At 62.7% G+C, this 15,219-nt stretch carries 13 protein-coding genes; 12 read left to right on the forward strand and 1 reads right to left on the reverse strand.

Annotation, left to right across the window (positions count from 1 at the left end; translation table 11 throughout):
- The first annotated feature begins 79 nt into the window (after positions 1-79).
- Positions 80-904, forward strand: coding sequence for a helix-turn-helix domain-containing protein (locus GR138_RS14680; protein WP_160859993.1), 825 nt, complete (start codon positions 80-82; stop codon positions 902-904).
- A gap of 31 nt (positions 905-935) precedes the next feature.
- On the opposite strand, the gene GR138_RS14685 is transcribed toward GR138_RS14680, so the two are convergent.
- The gene (locus tag GR138_RS14685) at positions 936-1,625 is read right to left on the reverse strand and encodes a hypothetical protein (RefSeq protein ID WP_160859994.1); all 690 of its coding nucleotides are present in this window, start codon (positions 1,623-1,625) and stop codon (positions 936-938) included.
- A 401-nt stretch (positions 1,626-2,026) separates the two neighbouring features.
- Between GR138_RS14685 and GR138_RS14690 the strand changes: the two genes are divergently transcribed.
- The 11 genes from GR138_RS14690 (at position 2,027) to GR138_RS14740 (ending at position 15,194) form a co-directional block, all read left to right on the forward strand.
- Positions 2,027-3,829 (forward strand): thiamine pyrophosphate-binding protein, encoded by a 1,803-nt coding sequence (locus GR138_RS14690; RefSeq protein WP_160859995.1) that lies wholly within the window; start codon positions 2,027-2,029, stop codon positions 3,827-3,829.
- A gap of 93 nt (positions 3,830-3,922) precedes the next feature.
- Positions 3,923-5,236: a histidinol dehydrogenase gene (gene hisD / locus GR138_RS14695; RefSeq protein WP_160859996.1), complete on the forward strand. Its 1,314-nt coding sequence runs from the start codon at positions 3,923-3,925 to the stop codon at positions 5,234-5,236.
- Positions 5,237-5,299: 63 nt separating this feature from the next.
- Positions 5,300-6,547 (forward strand): ABC transporter substrate-binding protein, encoded by a 1,248-nt coding sequence (locus GR138_RS14700; RefSeq protein WP_160859997.1) that lies wholly within the window; start codon positions 5,300-5,302, stop codon positions 6,545-6,547.
- A gap of 69 nt (positions 6,548-6,616) precedes the next feature.
- Positions 6,617-7,510: a carbohydrate ABC transporter permease gene (locus GR138_RS14705; protein ID WP_160859998.1), complete on the forward strand. Its 894-nt coding sequence runs from the start codon at positions 6,617-6,619 to the stop codon at positions 7,508-7,510.
- Positions 7,503-8,378 (forward strand): carbohydrate ABC transporter permease, encoded by an 876-nt coding sequence (locus GR138_RS14710; protein ID WP_160859999.1) that lies wholly within the window; start codon positions 7,503-7,505, stop codon positions 8,376-8,378. The genes GR138_RS14705 and GR138_RS14710 overlap by 8 nt, the downstream gene beginning before the upstream one ends.
- Before the next feature lie 4 nt (positions 8,379-8,382).
- On the forward strand, positions 8,383-9,483 hold the full coding sequence (locus GR138_RS14715) for an ABC transporter ATP-binding protein (RefSeq protein ID WP_160860000.1): 1,101 nt from the start codon (positions 8,383-8,385) through the stop codon (positions 9,481-9,483).
- An 8-nt stretch (positions 9,484-9,491) separates the two neighbouring features.
- Positions 9,492-10,991 (forward strand): GMC oxidoreductase, encoded by a 1,500-nt coding sequence (locus GR138_RS14720; RefSeq protein WP_160860001.1) that lies wholly within the window; start codon positions 9,492-9,494, stop codon positions 10,989-10,991.
- Positions 10,992-11,008: 17 nt separating this feature from the next.
- Complete coding sequence (locus tag GR138_RS14725; RefSeq protein WP_476749641.1) at positions 11,009-12,640, forward strand: GMC family oxidoreductase; 1,632 nt, start codon at positions 11,009-11,011, stop codon at positions 12,638-12,640.
- Between the two features lie 108 nt (positions 12,641-12,748).
- Positions 12,749-13,378 (forward strand): HAD family hydrolase, encoded by a 630-nt coding sequence (locus tag GR138_RS14730; RefSeq protein WP_160860002.1) that lies wholly within the window; start codon positions 12,749-12,751, stop codon positions 13,376-13,378.
- A complete protein-coding gene (locus GR138_RS14735; RefSeq protein ID WP_160860003.1) occupies positions 13,375-14,157 on the forward strand; it encodes a DeoR/GlpR family DNA-binding transcription regulator in 783 nt (260 codons plus the stop codon). Before GR138_RS14730 ends, GR138_RS14735 begins: the two co-directional genes overlap by 4 nt.
- A 98-nt stretch (positions 14,158-14,255) precedes the next feature.
- Positions 14,256-15,194, forward strand: a complete 939-nt coding sequence (locus tag GR138_RS14740) for a glycoside hydrolase family 3 N-terminal domain-containing protein (protein WP_246200475.1) — start codon at positions 14,256-14,258, stop codon at positions 15,192-15,194.
- Positions 15,195-15,219 lie beyond the last annotated feature (25 nt).

Genomic DNA, 15,219 nt, shown 5'->3' on the forward strand with positions numbered 1-15,219 from the left:
ACAACTTCGCAGACGATTGAAGTCATTAGCGATATGAAGTAGATTGAGCGTCACAATGCGTCATATATCGGAAGTTGGGATGGATCAGTTGGGACGAGACGGCGCCGCGCTGGCGGCAAACCTAAAAACGCTTTGCGAGCAGCACGGCTCGGTCGCGGCCGTCTGCCGCAAGATCAACGTGAACCGGCAGCAGTTCAACAAGTACCTGTCCGGCGCTCATATTCCGTCGGCCACCAACCTGCGGATCATCGCGAACTATTTCGGCCTCAGCGTGCCCTTGCTCTTTACGGAGCCGGATGAGTTCCGCACGCTGGTGGAAGGCAATTTCTTTCACGCCATGGCGACGGCACGCCAGTTGCCGGAGTTTTCGCGTTTCGTCTCGGAGATGATCGTCGAGAACAATGCCGACCACAACGATATCGTCGGCATTTACGATCGCTACCAGTTTTCCTCGATCTACAAGGGGTTCGTGCTGCGGTCCGCGCTCTGCATCTACCGCAACAAGGAGTTTCTGCAGCACTATTATGTCGAGCGGTTCCCGAGCTTCGATGATCCGAAGAAGACGGAATATGTCTTCAAATATTACGGGTTCTGCTTTCCCCTGGCCGACCGCCTCTTCACGGCGGATTTCGAGGGCATCCAGTCGAACGAACTGACGTTCGGCGTCTATGCGCAGGTCAAGCGGAACTCCAAGAAGTTCATGTTCGGCATTTCCAGCGGCATTGCCGCGACGGTCTTTCGCCAGCCCTATTCCACGAAGGTCGCCTTGCACTATCGAGGTCCAGGCCTGCTGCGTCGAGAGCACCTCAAGGACCTGACAGTCCTTGATCGCAATGACCCGGCAATCCCGCGCGAGGCGCTGCAATATCTGGGCGACGGATCGGATATGATCCAGATGAGCTAGGCCGAAGCACCGGCATTGGCCGGCGCTGTCGTCAGGGGTGGAGTTCGACGGCGAGCCAGACGCTGTCCGTGTCCGCATAGTAGCGGTGCCATGGATAGGTCCACTGGTTTTCACCCGTCACCCGGCAGAACGGATCGTGCGAGTAGCCGATCGGCATCACGACATCCTCATAGAGGCTCGCCTCGTCGCGCTGCCTGAATTTCTGCATGCGGCCCAGCCCGTAAATCTGTGTGTGCGTTTCCAGGAAGGGGTGCTCGTTGTGAATGAAGCAATCGGTATCGCCGGGTGACCACCAAAGATTGAGCTTCATCGTGAAGGTTTGCGGCGCCTCGGCCGCGGCACGCTCATTGGTGAAAACCCGCGGGTCGATGGTGACCGTGCCGATTTCGTCCTGCGGCGAGATGTAGAGCGGGGTGTCGCGCGGGAAGCTGCGGATTCTGTTGCCCAGCCAGTCCCAGCCGCGGAACATGCAGCCGCCGAGATTGGTCGGCTTGACGACCTTGATGATCGCCACGCGCTCCGCCGAGCGAATGCGGCCACCTTTCAGCCAGGTGGATTTCCATGCCGGCACGATGGCGGGGTGCTCGTCGCCGGTAATCATCGGGGATGGGCTGATGTTGACCACGACGGCATCTGCCACGTCGTAGTCGGAAACGTTCTCAACCAGCTGAGCGGAAATGAACTCGTCCGCGAAGGCCAGGTCTCTGGTAAGGTTCTGCACGGTGGTGCCCCCCGAATTCTGCAAGTGTCCCAATGGAGCAAGCCACAGGGTGCGTCCCGGAGAAAGTGCGCGGCGCACTTTATTTATTCGCATCTTGGCGCGGTTGGTGCTTCATGCTGCGAATAGGCATCCGCTTGGCTTGGCATCCCGGCAGCAAACGCCGGCGGCGAATTGTTCCTATTTCACCTCCCGAAATCGGACAGCCGGGCAACGCCACGGCCCGGCTTCCGGCAAGCGGCGAAGCAGAACAACGCGTGTCCTGCGTCAGGTCGCGTCACCGTTTCGATGGATGCGAACTTGCGGCTCGCAGCGCCTCGTCGAACAATAAGCCCATCGCTGGAAGAGCTCCAATCGTTTGGTCTCCGGCACACAACGATAACGAGATTAAAGAGGGTCGATCCATGAAGTTGACAGGTGGCCAAGTCGTCGCGAAGGCGCTCAAGGAATACGGCGTCGAGTATGTTGCCGGCGTGCCGGGGCACGGCATCTGGTCGTTGTTCGACGCGTTCCTGCAGGAGGGATCCGAGATCCCGTTCATCCAGGTAATGCACGAGCAGAGCGCCGTCCACATGGCCGATGGCTACTATCGCGCTTCCGGCAAGCCGATGGCCTGCTCGACCTCCGTCGGTCCGGGCGCCGCCAACACGATCATCGGTCTGGCGACCGCCTATTGCGACTCCACCTCGCTCTTTTACGTCTCCGGCTCGCCACAGACCTACATGCATGGGCACGGCACCATGCAGGAGCTGGAACGCCAGCAGGACAACGCCTTTCCGCGCATTACAGAGCAGGTGACGAAGCGCGCCTGGCAAGCAAATTCGGTGCAGGTCCTCCCAAGCATTATGCACCGTGCCTTCAGCGAAATGCTGACGGGCCGTCCGGGTCCGGTCCATGTCGAAGTGCCGATGAACGTGCAGGTCGAGGCGGCGGATGTCACGATCCATCCGCTGCAGAAGCGGCTGCCGGTCGGTATCGCCTACCCGGACCCGAAGGCCATCGAGGCGGCGGTGAAGGTGCTGATGAGCGCCAAACGTCCGGTCATCGTCGCCGGTGGCGGCGCAATTACCGCGAATGCGTCCGCTGAACTCACGCGTCTCGCCGAAAAGCTCGGTGCCGCCGTCTCCATCACCTGGAATGGCAAGGGCGCCATCTCCGAGGATCACGCGCTGTTCATCGGCGCTGTCGGCCAGACCGGCACGACCTGCGGCAACACGATCACAGCTTCCGCCGACGTTGTTGTTTCCGTCGGCTGCCGCTTCACCGACTGGTCGGCCTCCTCCTATGCCAAGGGCGTCTCATTCTCGATCCCCTCGGCCAAGCTCATCCACATCGATCTCGACCCGCGCGAGATCGGCAAGAACTACGAGACGGAAGTCGGCATCGTCGCCGATGCGAAGGTGACGTTGGAGGCGATCCTGTCGCTAATTTCCGACGCGGACTCGCAGAAGATGCTGTCGCGCCGGGAGACATTTATCGCCGATGTGCAGAAGGCCAAGGCCGACTGGCGCGCGCTGGTCGAACCGCGCGAAAACAGCCAGGAAACACCGTTCACCTCGCAGCGCCCGCTGATGGCTTTGCGCAAGGTTTTGGATCGCGATGGCATCGTCGTCGTCGGCTCCGGTAACACGCAGGGCTCGGTCAAGCAGAGCTTCCCGATCTACGACCCGCGCACGCATCTCACCTCCGGCTCCTATTCGCCGATGGGCTGGGCAGTGCCGGCGGCACTCGGCGCGAAACTCGCCTGCCCGGATCGCCAGGTCGTCGCCATCGTCGGTGACGGCGACTTCATGATGTCGCTGCCGGAAATGGGCACGGCCGTCATGAACGGCATCAACGTGGTGTTCCTGGTGCTTAACAACCAGGGCTACATGTCGATCCGGGGTGGCCAGCGCAAGTTCATGGGCCGCCACATCGCCTCCGAGTTCAACCATCACGCCGGCAATGGCGCGCCTTACTCGGCCGACATTACCGCCTCTGCCCGTGCCTTCGGCCTCCAGGCGTGGAAGGTCGAGAAGAACGAGGATCTCGAAAGCAGCCTGAAGGCGGCGCTGGAGTGCGGCGGCCCGGCCCTCGTCGAAGTCATCGTCTCGCGCGATGCCGCAGGTCCCTTCGCCACCGGTTGGTGGGACTTCCCGTCGCCGGCCTACTACGAGAAGGAGCAGGCCGCATACGAAGACATGCGCGCCCGCGAACAGCACCTCTAAACATCCCGAGCAGGGGAGGCGCACGCTTCCCTTGCCCCCCAGGACCCTTGATAGCGCGGCGCCGACGGCGGCCGTGAACGAAGAGACTTTGTCATGATCCGGCACATCAAAACAGCCAAGGCTTCCATCGAACAGGGCGGTACCGACAGCGCAGTCACCAGGGCGGTCGAGGGCCTTCTTGCACAGATCCGGGACGGTGGCGACAAGGCGGTTCGCGCGCTGTCGGTGCAGTTCGACAAGTTCGATCGCGAATCCTACCGGCTGACGAAGCAGGAAATCGAGGCCTGCATCAACGCGCTGACGGCCCGGGAGCGCGAGGACCTTGATTTCGCGCAGGACCAGATCCGCCGCTTTGCCGAAGCGCAGAAGGCCGCGCTGAAGGATATCGAGATCGAGACGCTACCGGGTGTCGTGCTCGGCCACAAGAACGTGCCAATCCAGAATGTCGGCTGCTACGTGCCAGGCGGCAAATACCCGCTGCTCGCCTCCGCCCACATGACCGTGCTGACGGCGCGTGTTGCAGGCTGCGAGCGGGTGATCACCTGCGCGCCGCCCTTCCAGGGCAAGATTGCCGACAAGATCGTCGCGGCGCAGGCGCTTGCGGGCGCAGATGAAATCTACTGCCTCGGTGGTGTCCAGGCGATCGCCGCGATGGCGTATGGTACGGAAACGATCGCTCCCGTCGACATGCTGGCCGGCCCCGGCAACGCCTATGTCGCGGAGGCCAAGCGGCTGCTTTTCGGACGCGTCGGCATCGACCTTTTCGCCGGCCCGACGGAAACGCTGATCATTGCCGACGACAGCGTCGATGGCGAACTGGTGGCGACCGACCTGCTCGGGCAGGCCGAACACGGCATCAACTCGCCAGCGGTTCTCATCACCAATTCGGAGAAGCTGGCGCGCGATACGCTTTCGGAGATCGAGCGCCTGCTCGACATCCTCCCCACGGCGGCCGTCGCCGGCAAGGCCTGGGAAGACTTCGGCGAGATCATCCTTTGCGACACGATCGAGGAGATGCTGACGGAAGGCGACCGTGTGGCGTCGGAACATGTGCAGGTCATGACCCGTGACCCGGACTACTTCCTCGACAACATGAAGAATTATGGCGCGCTGTTCCTCGGCGCCCGCACGAACGTCGCCTTCGGCGATAAGGTGATTGGCACCAATCATACGCTGCCGACCAACAAGGCGGCCCGCTATACCGGTGGCCTCTGGGTCGGAAAATTCCTGAAGACCTGCACCTACCAGAAAATCCTGACCGACGAGGCGTCCGCGATGATCGGCGCCTACGGCTCGCGGCTTTGCCTGATGGAAGGCTTCGCCGGGCATGCCGAGCAGGCCAACATCCGCGTGCGCCGCTATGGCGGCCGGAACGTCGGCTACGCGATGCCCGCAGACCCCGTTTAACGAATGCGCACAAGAGCCCGCCAGGGGCCGCGATCAAAAAACCCAACCAGAGAGGACCAAGTCATGTCGAAATTTATTGCTACTGTTCTTGCGGCGACCATGCTCGTGCCCGTTGCGGCCCGGGCCGAGGGCGAGATCGAAGTTCTGCACCACTGGGTCTCGCAAAGCGAGGTCGATGCCCTCAACGTCATCCGCAAGGAGCTTGAGGCCAAGGGCTTCACATGGAAGGATTCCGCCGTCGGCGGCATGAGCGGCGCGAATGCACAGCAGGCGCTGCGCTCGCGTCTCACGGCGGGCAACCCGCCGGGCGCCATGCAGTTTCTCGGCTGGGAAGGCGTGCAATGGGCCGAGCAGGGCGTCGTTCGTGACCTGAACGACCTTGCCAAGACCGGCGGCTGGCGTGAAGCGCTCGCGCCTCAGCTTCTCCCGTTCGTGACGTCGGGCGACGCCTTCATTGCGGCCCCCATCAACATGCACCGGCAGAACTGGGTCTGGGCCAACAAGAAGATCTTCGACGATGCCGGTATCGCCGTTCCGAAGTCGTGGACGGAACTGATCGCGGCCGGCCAGAAGCTTCAGGAGAAGGGCATCGTTCCCATCGCCATGGGCGATGAGCCGTGGCAGATCGGGATCATCTTCGATGCCCTCCTGTCGGACGTCAACGGCCCGGAATTCTACCAGAAGACGGCGATCGACCTCGATCCGGAAGCGCTTGGCAGCCCGGAGATGGTCAAGGTGTTCGATACGCTGCGCGAAGTGCGCGGCCTCGTCGACAACAATTTCGTCGGCCGTGACTGGGCGGTTGCCACCGGCATGGTCATCAACGGCGAAGCCGCCATGCAGTTCATGGGCGACTGGGCGAAGGGCGAGTTCCTGGCGAAGGGGCTGAAGCCCAACCAGGACTTCTACTGCTTCGCGACGCCCGGACAGGTGACCTCCTTCCAGTACCTGATCGACAGCTTCGGCATGTTCACCGTCAAGGACGAGAACGTGCAGAATGCCCAGACGGCGCTTGCCGAGACCATCATGGACCCGAAGGTCCAGAAGGGCTTCAACCTGATCAAGGGCTCGATCCCGGCCCGTAGCGACGTGTCGGTCGATGACTTCGACGATTGCGCCAAGCTCGGCTACCAGGAGCGGGCAACGGCCATCGAGAAGGGCAGCATGCAGGGCGCCATGACGCACGGTTTTGCCGCCAAGCCGGAATTCGCCTCCGTCTTCAGCGACGTCGCCGCGCAGTTCTTCGTCGGCACCATGAGCTCGGAAGACGCGGTCAAGATGCTGGTCTCCGGCATCGATAACGCGCGTTAAAGCTCAACTGCCAACCGGAGGAGCCGCTTATATCGGCTCCTCCCCCATACCCGCCATCGGAGCTGACCCATGAGCGCCTCTACGCGCATGTCATCGCGATTGGCAGCCTGGCTTCCGCGCCTCGTCGTCGCTCCCAGCCTGCTCGTCGTCATCGTCGCCGTCTATCTGTTCATTCTGTGGACGGGACTGATTTCCGTCACCTCGTCGAAATTCGTACCCACCTACGATTTCGTCGGGCTCGAGCAATATGTCCGTCTCTGGGCCACGCCCCGGTGGCATACCGCCGTCGCCAACCTGTTCATCTTTTCCGCCCTCTTTCTCGCGTTGTCGACGGGGCTGGGTCTGCTCATGGCGATCCTTCTCGACCAGAACATCCGCGCTGAGGGAGCCTTGCGGGCGATCTACCTCTATCCGATGGCGCTGTCGTTCATCGTGACGGGAACCGCCTGGAAGTGGATCATGAATCCCGGCCTCGGTATCCAGCGCGTGGTGAACGATCTCGGCTGGACAGACTTCCGGTTCGACTGGATCACCAATCCCGACATGGCGATTTATACGGTCGTGGTGGCCGGCGTCTGGCAATCGTCGGGCTTTGCGATGGCGATCTTCCTCGCCGGTCTTCGCGGCATCGACAATTCCGTCATCAAGGCGGCACAGATCGAAGGCGCCACGCTGCCGCTGATTTATCGTCAGATCATCATTCCCATGCTGCGCCCGGCCATGCTGAGCGTGATCGTCCTGCTCAGCTATATCGCCATCAAGAGCTTCGATCTGGTTCTGGCGCTGACGAATGGCGGCCCCGGCACGGCGACCGAACTGCCCTCGACTTTCATGTTCTCCGCCACCTTCCGGCGAAACCAGATGGGTGTCGGCGCGGCAAGTGCGGTGATGATGCTCATGACCGTCGCGGCGATCATCATTCCCTACCTCTATTCCGAGCTTCGGGAGAAAAACGATGGCTGAAGCACTCTCCCAATCCAGCAAGATGCGGCTCGGCCGTCTCGCCATCTACGCCTGCCTTGTCATCGTCGCTGTACTCTACCTGATGCCGCTGTGGGTGATGGTCACGACCTCGCTGAAGCCGCTCGACGAGATCTATGGCGGCTCGTTCATCGGCCTGCCCAAGGTGGTGACGCTCGACGCGTGGCGGGCAGCGTGGTCGCAGGCCTGCATCGGCACCGAATGCACCGGGCTGAAACCCTATTTCGTCAACTCGCTGCTGATGGTGATCCCGGCCGTTGCGCTCTCGACGGGGATCGGCGCCATCAACGGCTACATCCTCACGAAATGGAAATTTCCCGGCGCCAACTTCGTGTTCGGCCTCATGCTGTTCGGCTGTTTCCTGCCGTACCAGGCGATCCTCATTCCCATGGCGCGCACGCTAGGGCTGCTGGGGCTCGCCGGGTCCATCCCCGGACTTGTCGCCGTGCATGTTTCCTACGGCATCTGCTTCACGACACTGTTCTTCCGCAACTATTTCGTGTCGCTGCCGGATGAACTGACGAAGGCGGCGATGGTGGATGGCGCGGGCTTCTTCCGCATCTTCTGGAGCGTTATCCTGCCGACCTCGATCCCGATCATCGTCGTGTCCTGCATCTGGCAGTTCACGCAGATCTGGAACGATTTCCTGTTCGGCGTGTCCTTCACCTCCGGCTCCAGCAGCCCCATCACGGTTGCGCTCAACAACATCGTCAACGTGACCACCGGTCGCAAGCAATACAACGTCGACATGGCTGCCGCCATGATCGCCGCCATCCCAACCTTGGTCGTCTACATCGTCGCAGGCCGATATTTCGTCCGCGGCTTGACGGCCGGCGCCGTGAAAGGCTGAGGCTATGTCCACTCTTGAAATCGATCGCGTCCGCAAGGCCTACGGCCATCTCGAGGTGCTGAAGGAGGTTTCGATCTCCATCGGCACCGGCGACTTCCTCGTGCTGCTCGGCCCTTCCGGCTGCGGCAAGTCCACGCTTCTCAACATGATCGCCGGCCTGGAAACGATCACAGGCGGCGAAATCCGCATTGCCGGGAAGGCCGTAAACGATCTCTCGCCGAAGGATCGGGACATCGCCATGGTGTTCCAGTCCTACGCGCTCTATCCAACGATGACCGTGCGGCAGAATATCGAATTCGGCATGAAGATCCGCAAGGTCGCCCAGGCCGATCGCGGCAGGGCCGTGAAAACCGCATCGGACCTGTTGCAGATCACCCATCTGCTTGATCGCAAGCCGTCGCAACTGTCCGGTGGCCAGCGCCAGCGCGTTGCCATGGGCCGGGCGATCGTGCGTGAGCCGAAACTGTTCCTGTTCGACGAGCCGCTGTCGAACCTCGATGCCAAGCTGCGTGTGGACATGCGCACCGAGATCAAGCGCCTCCACGCCCGCCTCGGCACGACGATCGTCTATGTCACGCATGACCAGATCGAAGCCATGACGCTCGCCACCCGCGTGGCGGTCATGAAGGACGGCGTCGTGCAGCAGTTGGACGAGCCCCAGGCCGTCTATGACCGGCCGGCCAATGTCTACGTCGCGCGTTTTGTCGGCTCTCCCGCCATGAACATCGTGCCGGCGGTTCTGGAGGCAGAGGGCGCGACGGTCACCGCCGTCATCGACATTGCCAACCGGCCGCCGGCCCGCATCGCTGGCATCACCCTCTCGCCGGAGGCCGTGCGACGCTACGCAGGCAAGAAAGTGCTTGTCGGAATACGGCCCGAGAATTTCTCAATCGCGAGTGGCGATATCCCTCCGTCGCTGACCATCGACTTCGACGTGGTCGAGCCGACGGGGCCAGACACGCTCGCCGTCTTCCAGCTTGGCGGCGTGGAAGTCACAGCCCGTCTTCCGCCCAAGCAGGCGCATGCCGGGCAGGAAGCCGCCCTGTCCGTCGATACGTCGAAAACCGTGCTGTTCGACATCGATACCGAAACGCGCATCGACTGAAAGACATCATGACCCAGACCGCAGACATCGTCATCATCGGCTCCGGCATCGGCGGTGCGTCGCTCGCCCACAGCCTGGCGCCCTCCGGCTTGCGGATCGTCATCCTCGAACGCGGCGATCACCTGAAGGACAGCCCGCAGGCGCGTGATGACCGCGCGATCTTCCAGAAGGGGTTTTATCGGTCGTCGGAGGAGTGGCTTGGCACGGACTGCGAGAGTTTCCTTCCCGGCAACTACTACTATGTCGGCGGCAATTCGAAGTTCTTCGGCGCCGTCATGTATCGCTACCGCCGCGAGGACTTTGCGCCGCGACCGCACATGGACGGTGCATCGCCGGGCTGGCCAATGTCCTACGAGGATTTGTCGCCCTGGTACGATGCGGCGGAGAGCATATTCCGGGTGCGTGGCTCCGTTGCCGGTGATCCGACTGAGCCGGCGCACGCCAAGCCCTATGCCTATCCGCCGGTGCCTGACGAGCCGGCGATCGCCGCAGTCCGCCGTAGGCTGGAGAAGGCGGGGATCCACCCGGCAGCGCTGCCGCTATCGATCGATATCGACGCCTGGCTGAAACGGGCGCCGACGGGCTGGGATGCGTTTCCGAACACCGGCGCCGGCAAGATCGATGCGGAGGTCGGCCCGCTTGCCAGTGCGCTTACGCATCCTAATGTCAGCCTCGTGACCGGCGCCAGCGTGACGCGCCTTGAAACGGACGAGGCGGGCCGCCGGGTCGTCGCCGCCATCTATGTGAAGGACGGGGCCGAGCAGCGCATTTCCGCGGATCGTTTTGCCGTGGCGGCGGGCGCGGTCCAGAGCGCAGCACTTCTCCTGCGCTCTCCCAGCAAGGCCCATCCGACCGGCCTCGCCAACAGCTCGGATCAACTGGGCCGTAATTTCATGAACCACAACACGACGGCGATGCTGACGATCGATCCCTTCGCCGCCAACACCTCAGTCTACCAGAAGACCATCGCCTTCAACGATTTCTACAACGCGGACAACGACGACGGCGCGCCGCTCGGCAACGTCCAGCTTCTCGGCCACATCACCGGCAACATCCTCAAGGCCAATCTTCCCTTTCCGGCGCCGACCTGGGTTGCAAGGCTGATCGCCCGCTACGCCTATGGTTGGTTCCTGACGAGCGAAGACCTGCCCAATCCGGAAAGCCGCGTGATGGTGCGCGACAACCGCATCGTCATGCACTGGATCCGCTCGAACATGCGCGCGCATGAGGCGCTGATCACCAAGACGCGTGCTGTCATGCGCAAGGCCGGTTTCCCGATCGTGCTGACGCACACCTTCGGCCGCAAGACAACGTCGCACCAATGCGGCACGGCGCGCATGGGCAGCGATCCGCAGACCTCGGTCGTCGATCTCGATTGCCGCAGCCACGATGTCGAAAACCTCTACATCACGGATGCGTCCGTGCTGCCGACATCGGCTGCCGTCAATCCGGCTCTGACCATTGCTGCCCTCGCGATCAAGGCCGGCAGCGCCATTTCAAGGGGGTGATGATGGGACTTCGAGACATGGGATCGGCGCGCCACGGCATCATGCCCAAGCATCCGGCAGAAATCTCGACATTCGACTATATCGTGGTCGGTGGCGGCTCGACCGGTTGTGTTGTCGCCTCGCGTCTTTCCGAGGACCCGGCCGTCAATGTCCTGCTGATCGAGGAGGGGCCACGCGACCGCAACCCCTACATCCACATTCCCGGTGCCTACTACAAGACCGCGCAGGGCGATCTCTTGAAGCGCATCCCCTGGGAGCCGATGGAAGAGCAGGAGCGCACGGAAACACCGACCATGGTGCAGGCCCGGGTTCTCGGCGGCGGCAGTTCGGTCAACGCGATGATCTACATCCGCGGCGTGCCGGCCGACTATGAGCAATGGGTCGGGCTTGGCGCCGAAGGCTGGGGCTACGTCGATGTCCTGCCCTTCTTCAAGCGTGCCGAGGACAACAACCGCTTCTGCAACGCGGCCCATGGCGTCGGCGGCCCGCTCGGTGTCTCCGACATCGACTACATCCACCCGCTGACCCGCGCCTGGCTACAGGCCTGCCAGCAGGCGGGCCTGCCCTATAACCCCGACTTCAACTCCGGTAATCCGGAAGGGTGCGGTCTCTATCAGATCACGGCCCGCAACGGCCGGCGCAGCTCGGCCGCTGTCGCCTATCTCAATCCCGCGCGCAGGCGGCGCAACCTCCGTATCGAGACCGGCACCATGGTCACGCGCATCCTTGTTGAGAACGGACGGGCAGTTGGTGTCGAATGCGTCAAGGGCAAACGCACCGTGGTCTACAGGGCGGACCAGGAAGTCGTGGTGTCAGCCGGGGCGATCGCCACGCCAAAACTCCTGATGCTGTCGGGCATCGGGCCTGCGGAGCAGATCCGTCGGCAGGGCATCGCGGTGCATGCCGATCTACCGGGCGTTGGCCAGAACCTGCAGGACCATATCGAGATTTCACTCGTCTACCAGCTCAACGGCCCGCACAGCTACGACAAGTACAAGAAGCCGCACTGGAAGGCGCTTGCCGGCTTGAACTATGCGCTGTTCCGCAATGGCCCCGCATCCTCCAATCTCATCGAGGGCGGCGCCTTCTGGTGGGGCGACAGGAACGAGGCGAGCCCGGACATCCAGTATTTCATGGTCGTCGGCGCCGGGATCGAGGAGGGCGTCGATGCGGTTCCGGGCGGCAACGGCTGCACGGTCAATCTTGGGCAGATCCGGCCGCGCTCCCGTGGGGAGGTTACGCTGCTGAGCGCCGATCCGGCGGCACATCCCCGTGTGGCGCCCCGCTATTTTTCCGATCCCTACGATCTCGAAGCCATGACCGATGGCGCAATGGCGGCAATCGATATCATGGCGCAACCGGCGATCGCAAAATTCGTGGCGGCACGGCACGCGCCCTCGCCATCCCTCACGACCCGCGAGGAGATCAGGGCCTTCTGCGTCAAGGATGCGCATGCAGCCCTTCATCCCGCCGGGACATGCCGGATGGGCGTCGATGACATGGCCGTGGTCGATCCGGAACTGCGCGTGCACGGCATCGAACGGCTGCGCGTTGCCGATGCGTCGGTCATGCCCACGCTGATTTCCGGCAACCCGAACTCCGTCTGCATCATGATCGGTGAGCGGGCCGCAGACTTTATGCGTTCCTAGGTCCTTAGGGGTGCCGCATAAATTCGCACACCCAATGTGCTTTTTATTGCCTATATGTGCGTTTTCATGCATTGTTAGAATCAATTCGCGCACAAAGAGGCAAGTTACATGAAACCAAATGTTGTGGTATTCGATATCGGCGGCGTCCTGATCGACTGGAATCCCGCCTATCTCTATCGCAAGCTGTTGCCGGACGAGGCGGCTGTGTCGGCCTTCCTGAGTGAGGTCTGCACGTCGGCGTGGAACGAGCAGTTTGACGCAGGCGTGCCGTTTGCGGACGGCATAGCCGACCTCGCCGGGCGTCACCCCGACCATGCGGCCCTCATCGAAGCCTACTGGCTGCGCTGGCACGAAATGCTGGGGGGGGAAGTGCCCGGGACGGCTGGTGTTCTCGGGCGCTTGAAGAACGCGGGCGTACCGGTGCACGCCATTTCGAACTGGTCAGCCGAGACGTTTCCGCGGGCAAAGGAGATTTATCCTTTCCTCGGTGCATTCGACGTTCTGATCGTCTCCGGCACGGAGAGGCTGGTGAAGCCGGATGCTGCGATCTTCGAGCGCTTCCTGGAGCGGGCAGGTGTCCGCGCCGAGGAGTGCATCTTCATCGATGACAACGCGGCAAACATTGCCGCTGCCGCCGCCCTCGGCTTCCACACCGAACACTTTAGCACGGCCGAGGCGCTGGAAGCGCGGCTGGCCGCGCTTGGACTTCTTGCGCAGGCAGAGAAGGCCAGCGCATGAGCGCGGACAAGGTGGAACTGGCGGCGCTTTCGCCGGAGGAACGGCAGGCTCTCATCCTCGACAAGGTCAATGCCGCAGGGCGAGTCCTTGCCGCCGGGCTCGCGCAGGAATTCGGCGTGTCGGAAGATTCGATCCGCCGCGATCTGCGCGACCTCTCTGATGCCGGCCTCGTGCAACGGTTTCACGGCGGCGCGGCGCGACTCGTGACACCGGCGCTCGATTTCCAGCGGCGCGAAGCATTGCATGCGGGAGAAAAGCAGCGGATCGGCCGCGCCGCTGCGGCATTGATCCCGGACGGCGCGACGCTGCTGGTCGATTCCAGCACGACGGTCGTGCAGTTCGTGCGCAGCCTGCCGCCGACGCTGTCGCTGCGCATCATCACGACCGCCGTCGATGTGGCCGCCGCGGCGCTCGACCATCCGCTTGCCGAGGTGATCATGCTGGGCGGCCGGCTGGGCAGGCTGACGCGCAGCGCGACGGGCGCCGGCGCGGTCGATGCCGTCCGGGCCCTGCGGGTCGATTATTGTGTTCTCGGCACCTGCGGCGTCGATCATGATCTGACGCTCCGCGCCGATGATTTCGAAGATGCCCATCTGAAGGCCACGATGATCCGGGCGGCAAACAAGACCCTGCTCCTGGCGACGGCCGACAAGCTTGGACAGGCCGCAACCTACGAAGTGGCGCCGATCACGAGCGTATCGACTCTTTTTACCAGCAGCACGGACGCGGCCATCCTCACGTCCATCCGCGAGGCGGGTGTCGATGTCGAAGCCGTCTGACAACGCCCAGTTTCTTATCTACGGAGACAATCATGAGCTTTTCACCGGATCAGGACGCCAGGGCGATCCTTCTGCCCGCCTTTGACACGTTCGATTTCATGGACGTCATGGCGCTCTTTCTTGAAAAGGGTGGTTGTTCCGTTCTGCTCGGGGAGAGCCGTTCGGAATATGTCGCGCGGTCCATGTCGGCGGAACGGCTTGCCGGCGAGACGGCGGATGTCTTTCGCGCGCCCATCGCACGCCTGAAAGCCATTTGCCCCCAGTTGATCGTCGCCGTGGATCAGGAACTCGGCGGTATCCAGAGGCTGCAGGGGTTGGTCCCAAATCTTCCATCGCTTGATGAAGCGCATGCTCTTTCCGATGAGGCCCTTGCGGAGCGATGCCGTGTGACGGCCATGGCGGCGCGCGAGCTCGGGGTGTCGATGTTCCTCGCGCCGATCGCCGATGTGATCGACGGCCAGAATCCCTGGCTGCGTGGCCGGACGATGGGGACTTATCCGGAGGCCGTGGCAAGGCTGGTTTCGGCCTTCGTGACGGGGGTCCAGAGCGCCGGGATCACGGCGGTGACCAAGCACTTCCCCGGTTTCAACGATCTGGAGCAAGATCCGGCACTGGTGGATGTCTCTTTGCACACGCCGCTGGATCGTCTTCTCCACAACGCGCTGCCATTCAAGGCGGCGATCGCTGCCGGAACCAGGGCGATCATGACAGGACCGGCGCCTGTTGCCGCTATCGACAGGGAGAATGCCGCCAGCACGTCGCCTGCGGTCATGACGATGCTGAGGGATGCGTTCGGGTTCAAGGGCCTGATCGTCAGCGACGATCTGGATGCCCCGGCCACCATGCGCGGTCGCTCGCTGCTTGAAACCGCCATTGCCGCGGTGAATGCGGGGGCGGATCTGCTGCTCGTGGGAGGAGGGCCGCACCTCGAGGCGCTGTGCGATGGTCTTGCCGCAGCGGCACAATCCGGGCAGATATCGCCGGATCGTCTGGCGGAAGCTGCGACGCGCGTAAGGCGCAATGCTGTCGGCCTGTAAGAGAGCAACCCGCAAAGATCAGCTA

The organism is Shinella kummerowiae (genome assembly GCF_009827055.1).
Classification (GTDB): domain Bacteria; phylum Pseudomonadota; class Alphaproteobacteria; order Rhizobiales; family Rhizobiaceae; genus Shinella; species Shinella kummerowiae.